The sequence below is a fragment of the Sphingobium psychrophilum genome (assembly GCF_012927105.1).
Classification (GTDB): Bacteria; Pseudomonadota; Alphaproteobacteria; order Sphingomonadales; family Sphingomonadaceae; genus Sphingobium; species Sphingobium psychrophilum.
The window spans coordinates 152,392-167,904 of the sequence record NZ_JABBFV010000002.1 but is presented as its reverse complement, the minus strand read 5'-3'; the positions used below and the strand labels follow the sequence as shown (position 1 = coordinate 167,904).

General features: G+C 65.1%; 12 protein-coding genes. 3 read left to right on the top strand and 9 right to left on the bottom strand.

Annotated features, from left to right (window positions below; translation table 11 throughout):
* Positions 1 to 24: 24 nt before the first annotated feature.
* From npdG to HHL08_RS04175, 7 genes are all read right to left on the bottom strand, one after another.
* Complete coding sequence (npdG, locus tag HHL08_RS04205; RefSeq protein WP_169571220.1) at positions 25 to 681, bottom strand: NADPH-dependent F420 reductase; 657 nt, start codon at positions 679 to 681, stop codon at positions 25 to 27.
* Positions 678 to 1,508 (bottom strand): SDR family NAD(P)-dependent oxidoreductase, encoded by an 831-nt coding sequence (locus HHL08_RS04200; protein ID WP_169571219.1) that lies wholly within the window; start codon positions 1,506 to 1,508, stop codon positions 678 to 680. Before HHL08_RS04200 ends, npdG begins: the two co-directional genes overlap by 4 nt.
* Complete coding sequence (gene cofH, locus HHL08_RS04195) at positions 1,505 to 3,838, bottom strand: 5-amino-6-(D-ribitylamino)uracil--L-tyrosine 4-hydroxyphenyl transferase CofH (RefSeq protein ID WP_169571218.1); 2,334 nt, start codon at positions 3,836 to 3,838, stop codon at positions 1,505 to 1,507. The genes HHL08_RS04200 and cofH overlap by 4 nt, the downstream gene beginning before the upstream one ends.
* A 71-nt stretch (positions 3,839 to 3,909) precedes the next feature.
* Entirely contained in the window at positions 3,910 to 6,291 is a 2,382-nt protein-coding gene (locus HHL08_RS04190; RefSeq protein ID WP_169571217.1) for a TonB-dependent receptor, read from the bottom strand.
* 177 nt (positions 6,292 to 6,468) lie between these two features.
* Positions 6,469 to 7,563 carry a CaiB/BaiF CoA transferase family protein gene (locus HHL08_RS04185; protein WP_169571216.1) on the bottom strand — a complete coding sequence of 365 codons (1,095 nt, stop codon included), beginning with the start codon at positions 7,561 to 7,563 and terminating at the stop codon, positions 6,469 to 6,471.
* Positions 7,563 to 8,492 carry a BKACE family enzyme gene (locus tag HHL08_RS04180; RefSeq protein ID WP_169571215.1) on the bottom strand — a complete coding sequence of 310 codons (930 nt, stop codon included), beginning with the start codon at positions 8,490 to 8,492 and terminating at the stop codon, positions 7,563 to 7,565. The genes HHL08_RS04185 and HHL08_RS04180 overlap by 1 nt, the downstream gene beginning before the upstream one ends.
* A gap of 87 nt (positions 8,493 to 8,579) precedes the next feature.
* Positions 8,580 to 11,261 carry a LuxR C-terminal-related transcriptional regulator gene (locus tag HHL08_RS04175; RefSeq protein ID WP_206377710.1) on the bottom strand — a complete coding sequence of 894 codons (2,682 nt, stop codon included), beginning with the start codon at positions 11,259 to 11,261 and terminating at the stop codon, positions 8,580 to 8,582.
* A 223-nt stretch (positions 11,262 to 11,484) separates the two neighbouring features.
* On the opposite strand from HHL08_RS04175, the gene HHL08_RS04170 reads away from it, so the two are divergent.
* Genes HHL08_RS04170 through HHL08_RS04160 form a run of 3 tightly spaced genes read left to right on the top strand, consistent with a single transcriptional unit; the run spans position 11,485 to position 13,770 of the window.
* On the top strand, positions 11,485 to 12,486 hold the full coding sequence (locus HHL08_RS04170) for a quinone oxidoreductase family protein (protein ID WP_169571214.1): 1,002 nt from the start codon (positions 11,485 to 11,487) through the stop codon (positions 12,484 to 12,486).
* The gene (locus HHL08_RS04165) at positions 12,483 to 13,259 is read left to right on the top strand and encodes an SDR family oxidoreductase (RefSeq protein ID WP_169571213.1); all 777 of its coding nucleotides are present in this window, start codon (positions 12,483 to 12,485) and stop codon (positions 13,257 to 13,259) included. Before HHL08_RS04170 ends, HHL08_RS04165 begins: the two co-directional genes overlap by 4 nt.
* Positions 13,260 to 13,263: 4 nt before the next feature.
* The gene (locus HHL08_RS04160; RefSeq protein WP_169571212.1) at positions 13,264 to 13,770 is read left to right on the top strand and encodes a nuclear transport factor 2 family protein; all 507 of its coding nucleotides are present in this window, start codon (positions 13,264 to 13,266) and stop codon (positions 13,768 to 13,770) included.
* A 38-nt stretch (positions 13,771 to 13,808) separates the two neighbouring features.
* Here the strand turns inward: HHL08_RS04160 and HHL08_RS04155 are convergent, their stop codons facing one another.
* Positions 13,809 to 14,636, bottom strand: a complete 828-nt coding sequence (locus HHL08_RS04155; RefSeq protein ID WP_169571211.1) for an SDR family NAD(P)-dependent oxidoreductase — start codon at positions 14,634 to 14,636, stop codon at positions 13,809 to 13,811.
* A gap of 17 nt (positions 14,637 to 14,653) precedes the next feature.
* Positions 14,654 to 15,508 carry a MaoC/PaaZ C-terminal domain-containing protein gene (locus tag HHL08_RS04150; protein WP_169571210.1) on the bottom strand — a complete coding sequence of 285 codons (855 nt, stop codon included), beginning with the start codon at positions 15,506 to 15,508 and terminating at the stop codon, positions 14,654 to 14,656.
* Positions 15,509 to 15,513 lie beyond the last annotated feature (5 nt).

The following is a 15,513-nucleotide window of genomic DNA, read 5'->3' as shown; positions in this document are numbered from 1 at the left end:
CCTTCCGCCCGGAAGGGGTTGCGCTCAATCGGTCGGTGGAATCAGGTCGCCGGTGATGCGGATGCCCGCACCATCGACCTTGTAGGTCTTGTTGAGGAAGATGAGGATCGAGGTCAGGGCTTCGGCGGCGGCGGAATTGCACAGTGCGCCGCCGTGCAGGCCGCGCAGGCCCATCGCGTCTGCAAGGGCGACCACTTGACCGCGCGCCGCCTTGTCATCGCCGAAGACAAGCACGTCGCAGCCGACATCGACATCCTTGGCCAGCTTATGCGCGGCGACATTATGGAAGGCGGACACGACAGTCACACCCTCGCCCAGCGCGGCCTGGGCGCGGAGCGCGGCCGATCCTTCGGCGGGGAGTTGCACGCGCATCACCTTGGGCGGGACCAGCGGGACGGTGGTGTCCACGACGATCTTGCCCACAACATGGGGCGCGATGTCGCGCAGCGTCGCGTCCTGCGCCGCGAAGGGCACGGTGACGATGACGATGTCCGCCCCGGCCGCCGCGTCGATATTGGTGGCGCCGGAGAGGTCGTGGCCGAGTTCCGCCGCCGTCTTTTGCGCGCCGTCCGCGCTGCGCGATCCGATAACGACGGGATAGCCCGCACGGGCGAGGCGCCAGGCGATCGCCGCGCCCAGATTGCCGGTGCCGCCGACGATGGCGATAGCGGGAAGGCTCATGCCTGTGTCTCCGTCTGCATGGCGGCGAAGCGCATCATGTCCGCATAGACCGCCGAATGGGAAGTGAAGCCGCCATCGGCGACGATCGATGCGCCGGTGACATAGCGCGCCTGATCGGACGCCAGGAAGGCGACGACTTCGGCGATGTCCTCTGGCCGGCCCAGATAATCGACCAGATTATGTTCGGTCATCAGCTTCTGCGCCTCCGGCGGCATATTGTCGTCCAGCGCCTCGGTCATCACCAGCCCGACCACGACGACATTGGATCGGATGCCCTGCTTGCCATATTGGGTGGCGATATATTTGGAGAGGCCCAGCATCCCTGCCTTGGTCGTGCCATAGGCAGGATAGTCGACATCGCCCGCCAGCCCCTTGCCGGAACCTGTAAAGACGATCGACCCGCCGCCTGCCGACAGCAGATGCGGGATGGCGTGTTTGGCGCACAGCATCGACCCGCGCAGGTTGGTGGCGAAGGTGCGATCCCAGAAGGCGACGTCCATGTCGGCGATCAGCGCGTCTTCATGCATCAGGCCGGTCTGGGCGGCGTTGCTGTGGAGGATATGGAGGCCGCCGAAATGATCGACCACCTTGGTTATCCCTGCCGCGATCGAGGCTTCCTCCATGACGTCCATGGCGACGGCGAGCGCCTGCCCGCCCTGCGCCGTGATTTCGTCGACCACATAGGACAGGCGCGATTCTGTGCGGCCGGTGATCGCGACCTTCGCGCCGCGCTGCGCCATCATCAGCGCGGTGGCGCGGCCGATGCCGCTGCCGCCGCCGGTGATGATCGCCACCTTGTCCTTCAGGGGGTGCAAGAGATCGGTCATAGGGACTCCGTGATGTGGGTTTGCCGGGGCGATACCGGATCATAAAGGGTGGTGCGCTGGCGCGCCGGGCGGCCGACCGATGCGGCGAGCGCGCGCATTTGCGTGGGGCCAAATTCCTGGCCGTTGACGCCACCCGCCGCGCGGGTGATCGATTCGTCCATCAGGGTGCCGCCCATGTCGTTGGCGCCCGCGTTCAGGATTGCCGCCGCCCCCTCCGGTCCCATCTTGACCCAGGACACCTGGATATTGGGGATCAGCGGATGCAGCACGATACGGGCGATCGCGTGCATCAGCACCGCCTCACGATAGCTTGGGCCGGAGCGCGCCAGCCCCTTCCGCCAGATCGGCGCTTCCATATGGACGAAGGGCAAGGGGACGAATTCGGTGAAGCCGCCGGTCTGTTCCTGCAAGGCGCGGATGCGCAGCAGGTGGCGCGCCCAGTGGCGATACCCCTCGACATGGCCAAACATGATCGTCGCGGTGCTGCGCAGGCCGATACCATGGGCGACGCGCATCACCTCGATCCACTCGTCGGCGCTGACCTTGTCCGGGCAGATGAGCGCGCGGATTTCGGGGTCGAGTATCTCGGCTGCTGTACCGGGCAAGGTGGAGAGGCCCGCCGCTTTCAACTGTGCCAGATAATCCTCCAGCGGCAGGCCCAGCGTCTGGGCACCATGGGTCACTTCCAGCGGGGAGAAGGCGTGGATATGGATGTCCGGCGCGGCGTCGCGCACGGCCTTCAGTACCGCCAGATAAGTGTTGCCATCATAGTCGGGATGGATGCCGCCTTGCAGGCAGACTTCGGTTGCGCCGCGATCCCAGGCTTCCGCCGCGCGCCGTCCGACTTCGGCATAGTCGAGCCGGTAGGCCGGGCCGCGCATCGCCTTCGTACTGCCCTTCGAAAAGGCGCAGAAGCCGCATTTGTAGAGGCAGATATTGGTGTAGTTGATGTTGCGGTTGACGGCATAGGTCAGCGTGTCGCCGATGGTCTCCTGCCGCAGCCGGTCGGCCTGCGCGATGATGGCGGCAAGGTCAGGCCCCTCCGCATCGAACAGGGTTACAATGGCGCGTTCGCTCAGGCGCCCGCCCGCTTCGGCGTGGCGCAGGAGCGCCTGCACCGATGCCTGGCCTACATCGCCGCCGATCAGCGCGGGTGCGACGTCGCCATGTCCGGCGGCCCAGTCGTCGGGTTTGGGCAGGCCGCGTCCGTCGATCGCGCGCAGGATAAGGGTCGCGACCGCAGGCGCGGCCCAATCCTGCGCCGCCAGCGCGTAACGTGGCCCGATGGCAAGGCGTTGGGAAAGCGTGCGGCCAGCGGCGCGGGTGGCCTGCGCCAATGTCTCCAGATGGGGCCAGGGCGCTTCGGGATTTACATGGTCGGGCGTCACCGGCGACACCCCGCCCCAGTCGTTCACCCCGGCCCGGATCAGTGGGGCGAGATCGACCTGATCGTGCAGGTTGGGCGGCGCCTGGATCGTCATCTCCGGCCCCAGGATCAGCCGCGCTGCGGCGATCGTCCAGAGATGATCGTCGAGCGCGGGTTCGGCATGATCGGCCATCCGCGTGCCCGGCTTGGCCCGGAAATTCTGGATGATGACTTCCTGAATATGGCCATATTGGCGATGCAGGTCGCGGATGGCGACCAGCGCGTCGACCTGTTCGTCGCGGGTTTCGCCGATGCCGATCAGCAGCCCGGTGGTGAAAGGCACTTTGGCGCGGCCCGCCTCGGCGATCGTGGCCAGACGGCGCACCGGCTCCTTGTCGGGCGACCCGAAATGCGGGCCGCCACGCGCGCACAGCCGATCTGCGCTGCTTTCCAGCATGATGCCCATCGACGCGGCATGGGGGCGCAGCAGGGCATAGTCGGCCGCGTCCATCAGGCCGGGGTTGAGGTGGGGCAGCAGGCCGGTTTCCTGCAGGACCAGTTCAGCCATTTCGACGAGGTAAGAAAGCGTGGAATCATGGCCCAGCCGGGCCAGCGCGTCGCGCGCCGCGGCGTAGCGGTCCTCGGGCCGGTCGCCCAGGGTGAACAGCGCCTCCCGGCACCCGGCCTCAGCGCCCGCGCGCGCGATCGCCAGGACTTCTTCGCGGCTGAGATAGGCGTCGACCGCCCGCGCCGGGGTGGTGGCGAAGGTGCAGTAATGGCAGACATCGCGGCATAATTTGGTGAGCGGAATGAACACTTTGCGCGAATAGGTGACGCGGGCGCCATGCCCCTCCAGCGTCAGCGCCTCCGCCTTCTTCATCATCGCGGCCAACGGGCTGGCGCGCAGCTCAGCCGCAATCTCGCCAGGGGCCGCGTCCGTGCGATGCAGATCGTCCAAAGTCACATCCTACTCCGCAATTATCCCGGCCCATGGCGCGGGCGGGGCAGATGCTATCTGCCCCGCCCGCCTTCGCATCAGAAGCTGTATTTCGCGCTGACGCCCCAGGTCCGTGGCTCCCCGGCATAGACCGAACTGAGCGGGAAGGATGGCAGCAGCACGCTGGATGCCGAGAAATAGTCTTCCTTGAAGATATTTTTCACGAACACGCCCAGATCCAGACCGGTTCCACCGATGCCGCGCCAGTCGATACGGGCGTTCGCCATCTGATAGCCGGGCAATTTTTCGCCATTCTGCCCACCGAAATCGTCGGTCATGAACAAGTCGGCGTTAAAGGCGAGATCGCCATCGGCCGGCTTGATTGGCAAGATCCAGCTCACGCTCGCCGTGCCGGAGAATTTGGGCGAGTAGGTGTTGATCTGCGCCTTGCCCAGCGTGACCGATGCGGGCAGCCCGTCCGGTACGTTGACGCTTTCCACCTTCACGTCGGTATAGGCGGCGTTGAAGGACACGGTGAAGTTGCGGGTGGGGCTGATCGAGGCTTCCAGTTCCACGCCCCAGATCCGCAAATTGGCGACATTGGCGGCAAGCGAACCATTGGTCGGCGAATCCGGCGTGCCGTTGGGGATGATGGTTTGGGTGTTGAGGAATTGCAGCGCGTTTTTATACTTGCTGTAATAGGCCGCGATGTTCAATCGGCCACGCGCCTCCCCCACATGATAGTCATATTTCGAACCCAGTTCGACGTCGGTGATCTTTTCCTCGCCCGTCTTCTGGAATGCGCGCAGGTCCGGGCAGACGCCGCCGGTCGCCACGCAGGACGGATCGACGCCGCCGGTGGTGAAGGGCGTTTCGAACAGCGGGGTGTTGATGTTCACGCCGCGATAGCCGCGCCGCGACGAGATATAGAGCAGCCAGTCGGGCGTCGCCTTATAATCCAGACCGATGGTCCAGCTTGGCTCCTCCCCCTTGTTGGAAACGGTGCCGACGCCATCGGCAAGGCCCAACGCGGCGGTGGAGAGGCAGGTGCTTTCATCGACATAGTCGTTGCCGATCGTGCCGCCGCAGGCCGACACCTTGTCCCAGCTGTAGCGGCCGCCAAGGTTCAGTTTCAGCTTGTCGGTGATTTCATAGCCGATCTGTCCATAGATCGCGAAATTCTTGTTGCGGACATGGGCGCTGACCGCAGGTGCCGGCACGCCGCCGACCGAGAAGGCGGTGAATTGCGATCCGGTGGGACCGGCGGACTTATCATTATTGTAGAAGACGCCGGTGATGAAGTTGAACGACCCGAAATCGCCCAGCAACTGGGTTTCGTTGGTCAGATATTGGCGATCCAGCACCGACGCGGCATGGAACAGGGTGAAGGGCACAGCAGCGGGGAGTGGCGCGGGCAGGCCGGTGGGGATCGACAGATTTTGCAGCGCGCCGGTGTTGATCAGCTGATCGCTGAAATTCTTGCGGAAACCGAAGATGTTGCGCAGCGTCAGGTCGCCAAAGCTGAACGAGGTGTCGTTGGTGATCGACGTCATCTTGCGCGACGAACGGCCGCCATTGATGCCGCCGTCAAACGAACCGCGACGGTTGCCGCGCTGCGTTTGGAGCGCGGCCTGCGCCTGCGGGTCCAGCACGCCCAGGCCGAAGGCGGCGAGCGAGAAATTCTGGCGCAGCAGATAGAGGCCACCGGCCAGTTCGTCGCTCTTGAAATATTCGTAGATGGTGGTGCTTTTCAGACCCTCGACCGGCTCCAGCAGCAAGGACAGGCGAAAGGCATCCTGCTTGATATTGTCAAAGCCCGGCCCGCCGTCAAAGGCGATCGTGCGCGGGTCCTGCCGCCGGACCTGGCCGGCCGCGCGGAACGCCACCTTGTCGGCGACGATGGGGACGTTGATCGCGCCTTCCAGTTCGCGATAGTCGAAGCTGCCATAGGTGCCCTCGACATAGCCTTCAAATTCATAGGTCGGGCGCTGGCTGCCGATGACCACGGCGCCGCCAAGCGTGTTGCGACCGAACAAGGTGCCCTGCGGCCCTTTGAGCACCTGGATGCTGCCGATGTCGTAAGTCGGCACGTTCGAGCCGACGGCAGGCAGCGGAGTGTCGTTTAGGTAGATGACGACGCCGGGCGTGACTTCGCCGAGCGGCAGCTGGCCGATGCCGCGCAGGGTGAGCGCGACATTGTCCTTGCCGCCTTCGGACGAGAAGGTGAAGCCCGGTGCGATCGTCTTGACGTCGCTGACCGTCTGGACGGTGCTGCGCTCCAGCGAGGCGGCCGAGAAGGCGGAGATGGAGACGGACACGTCCTGCAACCGTTCTTCGCGACGGCGGGCGGTGACGACGATGTCGCCGCTGCCGGAACTTTCAGCCTGGGGCGCGGCGCTGGTTGCGTCCTGCGCCCACAGCGGAGCCGCCAAGGTCGCACCGGTCGACAGCAGCGCCAGTTTCAAAATGCCGAATTTCATTCTCTCTCTCCCGTAACCGATCTGGATCGCCTGTTCTGTTGGCAGGCATCGTCCTTACCGGTGCATAAAGGCGATCACGGCCGCCATTCTCCACCTATCGTTCGACAGGAATCGTTGCACAGATGGAAACTAATCTGTCTATCGTGGTAATTATGCCGCAGGCTTTTGGCGTGGCGATCAGGACCAGCGGCGGAGGATGTCCGCCACGTCCGCGCTGGCCGGTTCGGTGATGGCCCCCGTAGTGCGATCCAGCCTGGGCGCGGGCGCGGGTTGGGGGATGCCTTCCCGCTGGACAAAAGTGCCGCGCGCCTGATTATGCGGATGCCCCGGCGCTTCGGCCATCGCCAGAACCGGGGTGACGCACGCATCGGTCTGGGCGAAATGATCGGCCCATGCGTCGCGCGTTTGGGTCGCGAAGGCGGCCGTAAAATCGGCCTGCATCGCGGGCCAGCCCGCCCGGTCATTCTGGTCGTAGCGACGATCGGACAGGCCCAGCCCTTCGACCATCTGGGCAAAGAATTTGGGTTCCAGGCAACCGACCGCGACATGGCGGCCATCCGCGCACGTATAGCAGCGATAGAAAGGTGCGGCCCCGTCCAGCAGGTTGGAGGCGGGCGCATCGGTCCATAGCCCCTTGGGCTGCCAAGCGTAGAAAAGGCTCATCAGAGACGCGACGCCGTCCGTGATGCAGGCGTCGACCACCTGCCCCTGCCCCGTCCGTTGCGCCGACAGCAGGGCGCTGAGCAGGCCAAAGATCAGGAACATGGCGCCGCCGCCATAATCGCCCACCAGATTGAGCGGCACTGGCGGCGGCGCGCCCTGTTTGCCCATCGCGTGCAGCGCGCCGGTGATCGAGAGATAGTTGATGTCATGCCCCGCCCGCATCGCCAGCGGACCCGATTGGCCCCATCCGGTCATGCGGCCGAACACCAGGCGCGGATTGCGCGCGAGGCAGATGTCGGGGCCGATGCCGAGCCGTTCCATCACGCCAGGGCGATAGCCCTCTATCAGGCCGTCCGCCAGATCGATCAGGTCGAGCAGCTGCGCGCGATCCTCATCGCGCTTGAGGTCGAGATGGATGACCGTCCGGCTGCGGTGGAGAATGTCGCCGCCGACATCGTCCCAGTCGCCCGCGCCCGCCGATGGCGGCCGCGCGACGCGGATGATCTCCGCCCCCATGTCCGCCAACAGCATCGCCGCCAGCGGCACCGGGCCGATGGCGTCGATCTCGACGATGCGGATGCCGGCCAGCGGCCCCGATAGCTTGGTCATCAGATGTTGGTCCGGTCTGCGCCCTTGAGGTCCAGAATAGCGCGCGCCTCGTCCGGCGTGGCGATGTCCAGGCCCATCCCCTCAATGATCTGGCGCGCGGTCGCGACCTGTTCGGCGTTGGTCTGCGCCAGGCGACCGGGACCGCCCCAGAGCGAATCCTCCAGCCCGACACGCACATTGCCGCCCATCGACGCGGCCATGGCGACGATGCTCATCTGGCGCGCGCCAGCACCCAGCACCGACCATTGATATTGGTCGCCGAACAGCCGGTCGGCGGTGCGTTTCATGTGCATGATGTCGTCGGGATGGCTGCCGATGCCGCCCAATATGCCAAAGCAGGTCTGGATGAACAAAGGCGCTTTCACCAGCCCGCGATCGAGGAAATATTTGAGGTTGTAGAGATGGCTGGTGTCGTAACATTCAAATTCGAAGCGGGTGCCGAGCGGCGACAGGGTGGCCAGAAGATATTCGATATCCGCATAGGTATTCTTGAACACCAGGTCGCGCGATGCCTCCAGCGCGGCCGGTTCCCATTCATGCTTGAAGTCCTTGAACCGGTCCAGCATCGGGAACAGGCCAAAGCCCATCGTGCCCATATTGAGGCTGGCGACTTCGGGCGCGAAGGTCTGGGCCGGGCGCATCCGTTCCTGCACGGTCATGGAGGGATGACCGCCGGTGGTCAGGTTCAACACCGCGTCGCTGCGCTGCCTGATGACCTTGAGGAAGGGGGTGAACAGGTCGGGATTTTGGTCGGGTCGCCCGTCGACGGGATTGCGGGCGTGCAGGTGGATGATCGCCGCGCCCGCTTCCGCCGCGCCGATCGCCGACTCTGCGATCTCCTCTGCAGTGATCGGCAGATAGGGCGACATGGACGGGGTATGGATGGCGCCGGTGATGGCGCAGCTGATGATGACTTTACGTTTGGCCATGATGGTTCCTTTCGCCCGGCTGGGCGATGGCAGGCGCGCAGGGACGCGCAATCTATCCTTGGGTAGGCGGGAGCGGGAGCGGGAGCGTCAGGGCAGGATGCCAAGCTGACGCGCGCGCAACACCGCCTGCGGCCGCCGCCGGACGCCCAGCTTGTCGTAGATCTGCTGCATATACCATTTGACCGTGCCTTCGGTCAGGCCGAGCCGGTCGCCGATTTCGCGGTTGCGCAGGCCCCCGCTCACCATGGTCAAGATATCGACTTCCCGATTGGCGAGGCGGCCGGTCAGGCCGAAATCATCGTCATCCTCCTCGTCACTTTCGATCTGCGGGCCGCTGCGCATCAGCGATACCAGACGCACGGCGAAGCGGTCGGCCGGGGTTTCCAGTTCCGGCCCCTGCGCATAGGCTTCGGTCAGCAGCGAGGCGATGACTTCGCCTTCATCGACGAAGGTGCGGACCCAGCCCGCCGGTTCGGCCATTTCGACCGCGGTCCGCACGGCGCGACGGGCTTCGGACCGATTGCCCTGCAACACCGCGATTTCGGCCAGCAGCAGTTCGAACGTCACGGCTGAGCGGACGGCCCCGGCGCGGCGGACGAATTCCAGCCAGCGATGCGCGACCTTGCGCGCGCGGCTGAGCCGATGGCGCTGCATTTCGATCCGCAGCCAGGCGATGGCGATGCTTTCGTTGCGGCGGGTGGGATGCAGCGTCGGGATCGGTTCGCCGTCCAGTTGCGGATCGCCCGCGGCAAAATGCCGTTCGGCCTCCTCGATCTGGCCGGCCTTGATGAGCAAGCGGACCTCTTCTGCGACGATGAAGGCGCGCATTCGGTCCAGCCCACATTCGATCGCGACCAGATGCGCGTCATTCAGCGTCGACAGCGCGCCCGGCAGGTCGCCACGCGCAGCCCGCAGCCGGGCGTTGACGATATAGCCCGACGCCATCTGGTCCGCGAAACCCCATTCGCGCACCACGGGCAGATGGCGCTCGACCAGAGCCGCCGCGCCATCCAGATCGCCTGCGTCGTAGAGAAGTTCCGCGAGCGGCAGGGCGGGCAGCGCCGCAAGGCCGGACCCTTCGCCATGAATGTCGCGGGCCATGGTCAATGCTTCATCCAGAAAACGATGCGCCAACTGGGTCTTGCCCTGCGCCATCAGCGTGGGGGCGACCGACGCCTTGAGCGCGATCGATGCGAAATCCGATCCGGGGCGAGACAGAGCGCGCCGGGTTTCCGCCTCCAGCTTGAGCATGTCGTGAAAATGATAGAGTTCGCGCCGCGCCGACATCAATTGCGCGAGCAGGGTGCAGCTGAGATAGGCATGGCTTTCGGCCATTTCCGCGAGCAAAGGTTCGGCCTCCGCCTCCACCTTCACCATATCGTCGCGCGCCGAGGCCAACATGACGAGGCGATGGCGGACCATCAGGTCGAGCTGCTCGCTTTCATGGGCCGACATCTCGTCGCTCAGGCTGCGCGCGTCATGGATGGACCGCGCGGTCGCGATCAGCCGGTCGGCCGCGGCGAAGGACAATTGCCGTATCCGCCGCCACGCCAAAGCCAACAGCAGATAGGGGTGCTGCGCCAACACGGCCCAGGGCAGTTCCGCGCCCAGTTCGTCGATCCGGTACAGATAGCCCGAATAGGTGAGCTGTTCGGCCAGCCGGTCCAACTGTCCGGCCAGGAAGGCCTGATCCCCGCTCAGCCGGGCATGTTCGACCGCCTTGAGGATGTCACCGGTCGCGGCGAAATGATCGCTCGCGCGGCAGTGCATCATGGCGGCGCGCGCGGGCGCGCGGTCGATCAAGCGGCCCAGCACCATTTCGCGGAACAGGCGGTGATAGGCGTAGCGGCCATGTTCCTGATCGATCGGATTGAGAAACAGCCCTTCGCGAAAGACGCGATCCAGCATGGCGCGCGCATCGTCATTGCCCGTCACCGCCGCGCAGGCAGACGGGGTGAGTTCATCCAGAATTGATGTGTCGACCAGGAAACGGCGCACGTCGTCGGGCTGCTGGCCCAGCACCTCTTCATGGAAATATTCGGCAAATTCCGGGCGCAGGCCGGTCAGCCGCATCTGGCCCGCCCCCTGCGCGCCGCGCCGGTAGAGGTCGCAGGCGATGACGACGCCCGATACCCAGCCCTGGGTATCGCGCACGATATCCTGCAAATTCTGCGCATCGATGGGTGCCCCCACGCTCATTGTCACAAGCTGGGTGGCTTCGGCGAGCGTCAGCGACAGATCGGCATTGCCCACTTCGACCAGGAAGCCGAGCGCCCGCATCCGCGCCAACGGCAGTCCTACCGCGCCGCGCGCGGCGACGATCATGGTCAGGCCGTCGCGCGCGCTGGACGACAACTGGGCGATGAAGGCAAGGGTCGGTTCGTCGAGCAGTTGCGCGTCGTCGATGACGATGACCGGTTTGGGTTCGACCACCGCCGACAACGCCTTGAGCCACACGGCATCACCCGCATCAGCGTCGAGATCCGCCCAGTCCAGCCGGGCCGCGACACCGGCGGCCTTGAGCGCCAGCAGGAAGGACGCCTTGTTGCCGATGCCCGCGCGCGCCGCCAGCCACAGCAGCGGTCGCCCCTCGGCCCGCAGCCTTTCCGCCCAGAACAGCATAGCGGTGGTCTTGCCGCTGCCAGCGGGCGCGGACACCATCGTCATGCGGGATAGGGCAACTTTTTGGGTCAAGGCCACCAGCGCCGGACGCTCGATCAGCGTCGGGGTGATCCGGGGCGGCAGGACGATTGTCGGGACAACGGCCATTCAGTCTCTCCTGTTCGTGCTGCGTGGCACGATTCGTTTTATTCTTGTAAATATATTCTGACCGCTGAAATCTGAAATGCAATCCCCTTTTCCTATCCACAGATAGGTCATGAGCGCGCCATAACATTGTCCTGATGGCATGACAGGCTGCGTCGCGGGCGCGCCGTCCAGAAAAAGGCAGGCGATCCCAACAGCCGCGCCGACGCATCAGGAAAGGTTGACCATGAAGGCCCTGTATCTCGAAAAGATCGACGGACCCGATTCCGTTATCGTGGCGGATGTCGAAACGCCCGTGCCCGGCCCCGGCGAAGTCCGGGTCGCGATCAAGGCTGCGTCGATCAATCACCGCGAACTGTTCATCACCCATGGCCAATATCCCGGCATGACCGTGCCCACGACGCTGGGTTGCGACGGCGCGGGCGTGGTCGACATGATCGGCGAGGGCGTGACCGGGGCAAGCGAAGGCGACGAGGTCGTCCTGTACCCCGCCCGCAACTGGGGCCCGAACCGTCATGCGCCCGCCGCCGATTTCGGCCTGCTGGGCATGCCCTTTGCGGGCACAATCGCCGAATATATCTGCGTACCGGTCGAAAACCTGGCACCCAAGCCCGCCTTTATGAGCTTTGAGGAAGCCGGCGCGATGCCGCTGACGGCACTCACGTCCTGGCGCGCGCTGATGTTCAAGGGGCGGTTGCAGGCGGGCGAGACGCTGCTGATCAGCGGCGTGGGCGGCGGTGTTGCCACCTTCGGCCTGGCCTTTGCCGTCGCCAAGGGTGCCAACGTCTATGTCACCGGCGAGAACCAGGAGGTCATCGACCGCGCCATTGCCATGGGGGCCAAGGGCGGCCTGCTCTACACCGATCCCGACTGGCGCAAGCAGGTCGGCAAATTGACTGGCGGCGTCGACGTCGTGCTGGACGGCGCGCCTGCGCCCAGCTTCGCCAACTATGTCCGTGCGATCAATCCGGGCGCGCGCATCGTCATATACGGGTCGACCGCGGGCAATGAGATCAAGTTCAATGCGACCGACATCTTCCTGAAAAGCGCCAGCATCGTCGGCAGCCAGGTGGGCGATCCGCAGGATTTCCAGGAGATGCTGGCTTTTGCGGGCGAGCATCAGATCAGGCCCGTGATCGAAGCCACCTATCCGTTGGCGCAGGCCAAGGACGCGCTGCTGCATCTGCGCGACAGTCACAAATTCGGTAAAGTCGTGGTGACGATGTGAGCGACCTGTTCAGCCTGGCGGGCAAGAAGGCGATCGTCACCGGCGGCGCGCAGGGGCTGGGCCGGATGATCGCCGAAGGACTGCTGCGCGCGGGCGCAACCGTGGCGATCACGTCGCGCAAGGCCGATATCTGCGAGGCGGCGGCCAGCGAGATGGGGACATTGGGCAGTTGCATCCCCCTGCCCGCCGATCTTTCGACGCCGGAGGCCGCAGTCGATCTGGTCGCGCGCTACCGCGATGCCGTGGGGGCGTGCCATATCCTGGTCAATAATGCGGGCAAGACCTGGGGCGGCGAGATAGACAGTTTCCCCGACAAGGCGTGGCCCGGCGTGATGGCGGTGAATGTCCAGACGCCCTTCACCATGGTGCGCGAATTGCTGCCCGAACTGGGCGCGGCAGGAACCGACGACGATCCGGCGCGGATCATCAATATCGGGTCGGTCGCGGGGATGAAGACAGAGCGGCTGAGCGCCTATAGCTATGCCGCCAGCAAGGCTGCGGTCCATATGATGACCCGCGATCTGGCGGGCGATTTGGCCGCGCGCAACATCACGGTGAATGCGGTCATTCCCGGTTTCTTCCCGACCAAGATGACCGCGCATATGCGCGATGAGGATAGCGTTGACGCGGGATTGCTGGCCCATATCCCACTGGGCCGGCTGGGCAAGCCGGACGATATTGCCGGAATCGTCGTGTTTCTATGTTCGCGGGCGGGTGCCTATGTCACGGGCGCGCAGATTCCGGTCGATGGCGGCGTGGTTGGTTGCGGCTGATATCATGACGCACAGTCTCCACATTCTGGCCGACCGGATCGCGATAGAGGAATGCCTGTATCGCTACGCCCATCTGATCGATGCGATGCACTATCACCGGATTGCCGACGAGGTGTTCACCCCCGACGGGATCATCGATTTCGGCGGGGCGAAGGCGGTGGGGCGGGAGGCCATCAATGCGCAATGCATGACCTATCAGGGCGCGTTGCTGGGCTGCTGCCACAATGTCACCAATGTCGTGATCGAGGTGGATGGCGACGAAGCGCGCGCGGCCAGCCGCATCCTGGCCTGGCATTGGTTCGCCATTCCCGATGCCGATCCGTTGCGTGCCGCCGATCTGCTGGCGGTGGGCGGCTATGAGGACCGGTTGCGGCGGACGCCCGACGGCTGGCGCATCCATGAACGACGTGGCCTGAATTTCGGTACGGGTGTCGGTGCCGGGCAGGTGCCCGAACCGATGCGGCCGATCTTTGCGGGGATGCAGGGGCGCCCGCCGACCTGGCCCGCCTGACCGGTAAGGCGGGGCGTCGATGCCCCGCCCCCGCCCGCCTATAGCTGCCAGCCGCCGCCCGCGACGATGACCTGGCCGGTGATATAGTCCGCTTCGGGCAGGCACAGCAGATAGACGGCGCCTGCCGCTTCCTCCGGCGTGCCCGCGCGGCCCAGCGGTATGCCCTTTTCCATCGCTTCGAGGATTTCGTCGCTGACACCGGCCTTGATGTCCTTGCCCTTCACATTGATGGTCGAACTGCCAGCTTCGCCCGCCGTCATCCGGGTCATGATCGCCCCGAAGGCCACGGCGTTGACGGTGACATTATAGCGGCCCCATTCCTTCATCACGGTCTTGGTCAGGCCCACGATCCCGGCCTTGCCCGCGGCATAGCCCGCCTGCCCCGGATTGCCGCCAAGCCCGGCGACCGAGGAGATGTTGACGACGGTGCGCCGCGTGGCGCGGCCATGTGCGGCAATCTCCGCCTTGGCGGCCGCCGCGATCACGGGTTGGGCGGCGCGCAGGATACGGAACGGCGCGCTTAGATGCACGTCCAGCATCGCCATCCATTGTTCGTCGCTGGTCTTTTGCAGCACCGAATCCCAGGCGTAACCGGCATTGTTGATGATGATATCGATCGTGCCGAAAGCATCGACCGCCGCAGCGATGAATTGTTCGCCGAAATCCAGCGCCGTTACGTCACCCACGCACACCACTGCGCGCACGCCAAGCGCCTCTATCTCTGCCGCGGTCGCATGGGCGACGTCATGGTCCAGGTCGTTGACGACGATATGCGCGCCATTGCGCGCCAGCTTGAGCGCGATCGCCTTGCCAATGCCGCGACCCGACCCGGATACCAGGGCGACCTTACCATCCAATATCTTCACGTTAGTTCCCGTTCCCTTCAAAATCCGGCTACGCAGGCCTGTCCGCCATCCATTACCACAACGCAGCGTTCGGGCACGCTGGCGCGAAACAGCACATCAACGCCATCGCGCCAGATTTCCGTGCGCACCGTTTCCCCCGGCCAGACCGGGGCGGTGAAACGCGCGCTGATGGCGGTCAGGAAAGCGGGATTGCCGTCGCAGCACAGATGGACCAGTGCCCGCCCGACCAGCCCCATCGTCGCCAGCCCGTGCAGGATAGGGCGATCGAACCCGGCCGACGCCGCGGTCCCTGCGTCCACATGCAGTGGGTTGCGATCCCCGGTCAGGCGATAGAGCAGCGCTTGGTTGATCGCGGTCGGCAGGTCGAGCATGGCGTGCGCCGGTTCGTCTGGCATCGCCGTGGCCGCCGCACCGGGCAGATCGCGCGGCCCGCCAAAGCCGCCCGCGCCGCGCAGCACCCAAGTCTCTTCCATCTCCGCAATCACCAGATCGGTCGGGGTCATCAGGGTGCGTTTTGCCCGTACCAGTGCAGGCTTGCCAGGTCCCTTATCGGCGATATCGCCAATTTCGATCCGGCCATGGACCAGCTGACCCAGCTCCAGCGGACGGAGCAGGCGCAAGCTCTGTTCACCATGCAGAATGTTCGGCCAGTCCCAGCCCAGTTCGGCCGCCATCGGCCAGAAGCCGGGCGTGCCCAGCACCAGCGCCATGGTCGGCAACACCGCAAGGTCACGCTCGAACACCAGATGCTGTTCGTCGATCGGCGCGAGGCCCGCGCCCACGCCCAGCGCGTAGAGGATGGCGCTGCGCGGATCGCATATATCCTCCGCCGCGGGAATGGCGAAGTCCCGCAGGCGATCCAGGTTCAACATCAACA

Excerpts from the sequence above, each read along its gene's own strand:
- npdG (WP_169571220.1), bottom strand. The coding sequence starts at position 681 with ATGAGCCTTCCCGCTATCGCCATCGTCGGCGGCACCGGCAATCTGGGC.
- HHL08_RS04200 (WP_169571219.1), bottom strand. The coding sequence starts at position 1,508 with ATGACCGATCTCTTGCACCCCCTGAAGGACAAGGTGGCGATCATCACC.
- HHL08_RS04190 (WP_169571217.1), bottom strand. The coding sequence starts at position 6,291 with ATGAAATTCGGCATTTTGAAACTGGCGCTGCTGTCGACCGGTGCGACC.
- HHL08_RS04185 (WP_169571216.1), bottom strand. The coding sequence starts at position 7,563 with ATGACCAAGCTATCGGGGCCGCTGGCCGGCATCCGCATCGTCGAGATC.
- HHL08_RS04180 (WP_169571215.1), bottom strand. The coding sequence starts at position 8,492 with ATGGCCAAACGTAAAGTCATCATCAGCTGCGCCATCACCGGCGCCATC.
- HHL08_RS04175 (WP_206377710.1), bottom strand. The coding sequence starts at position 11,261 with ATGGCCGTTGTCCCGACAATCGTCCTGCCGCCCCGGATCACCCCGACG.
- HHL08_RS04170 (WP_169571214.1), top strand. The coding sequence starts at position 11,485 with ATGAAGGCCCTGTATCTCGAAAAGATCGACGGACCCGATTCCGTTATC.
- HHL08_RS04160 (WP_169571212.1), top strand. The coding sequence starts at position 13,264 with ATGACGCACAGTCTCCACATTCTGGCCGACCGGATCGCGATAGAGGAA.
- HHL08_RS04150 (WP_169571210.1), bottom strand. The coding sequence starts at position 15,508 with ATGTTGAACCTGGATCGCCTGCGGGACTTCGCCATTCCCGCGGCGGAG.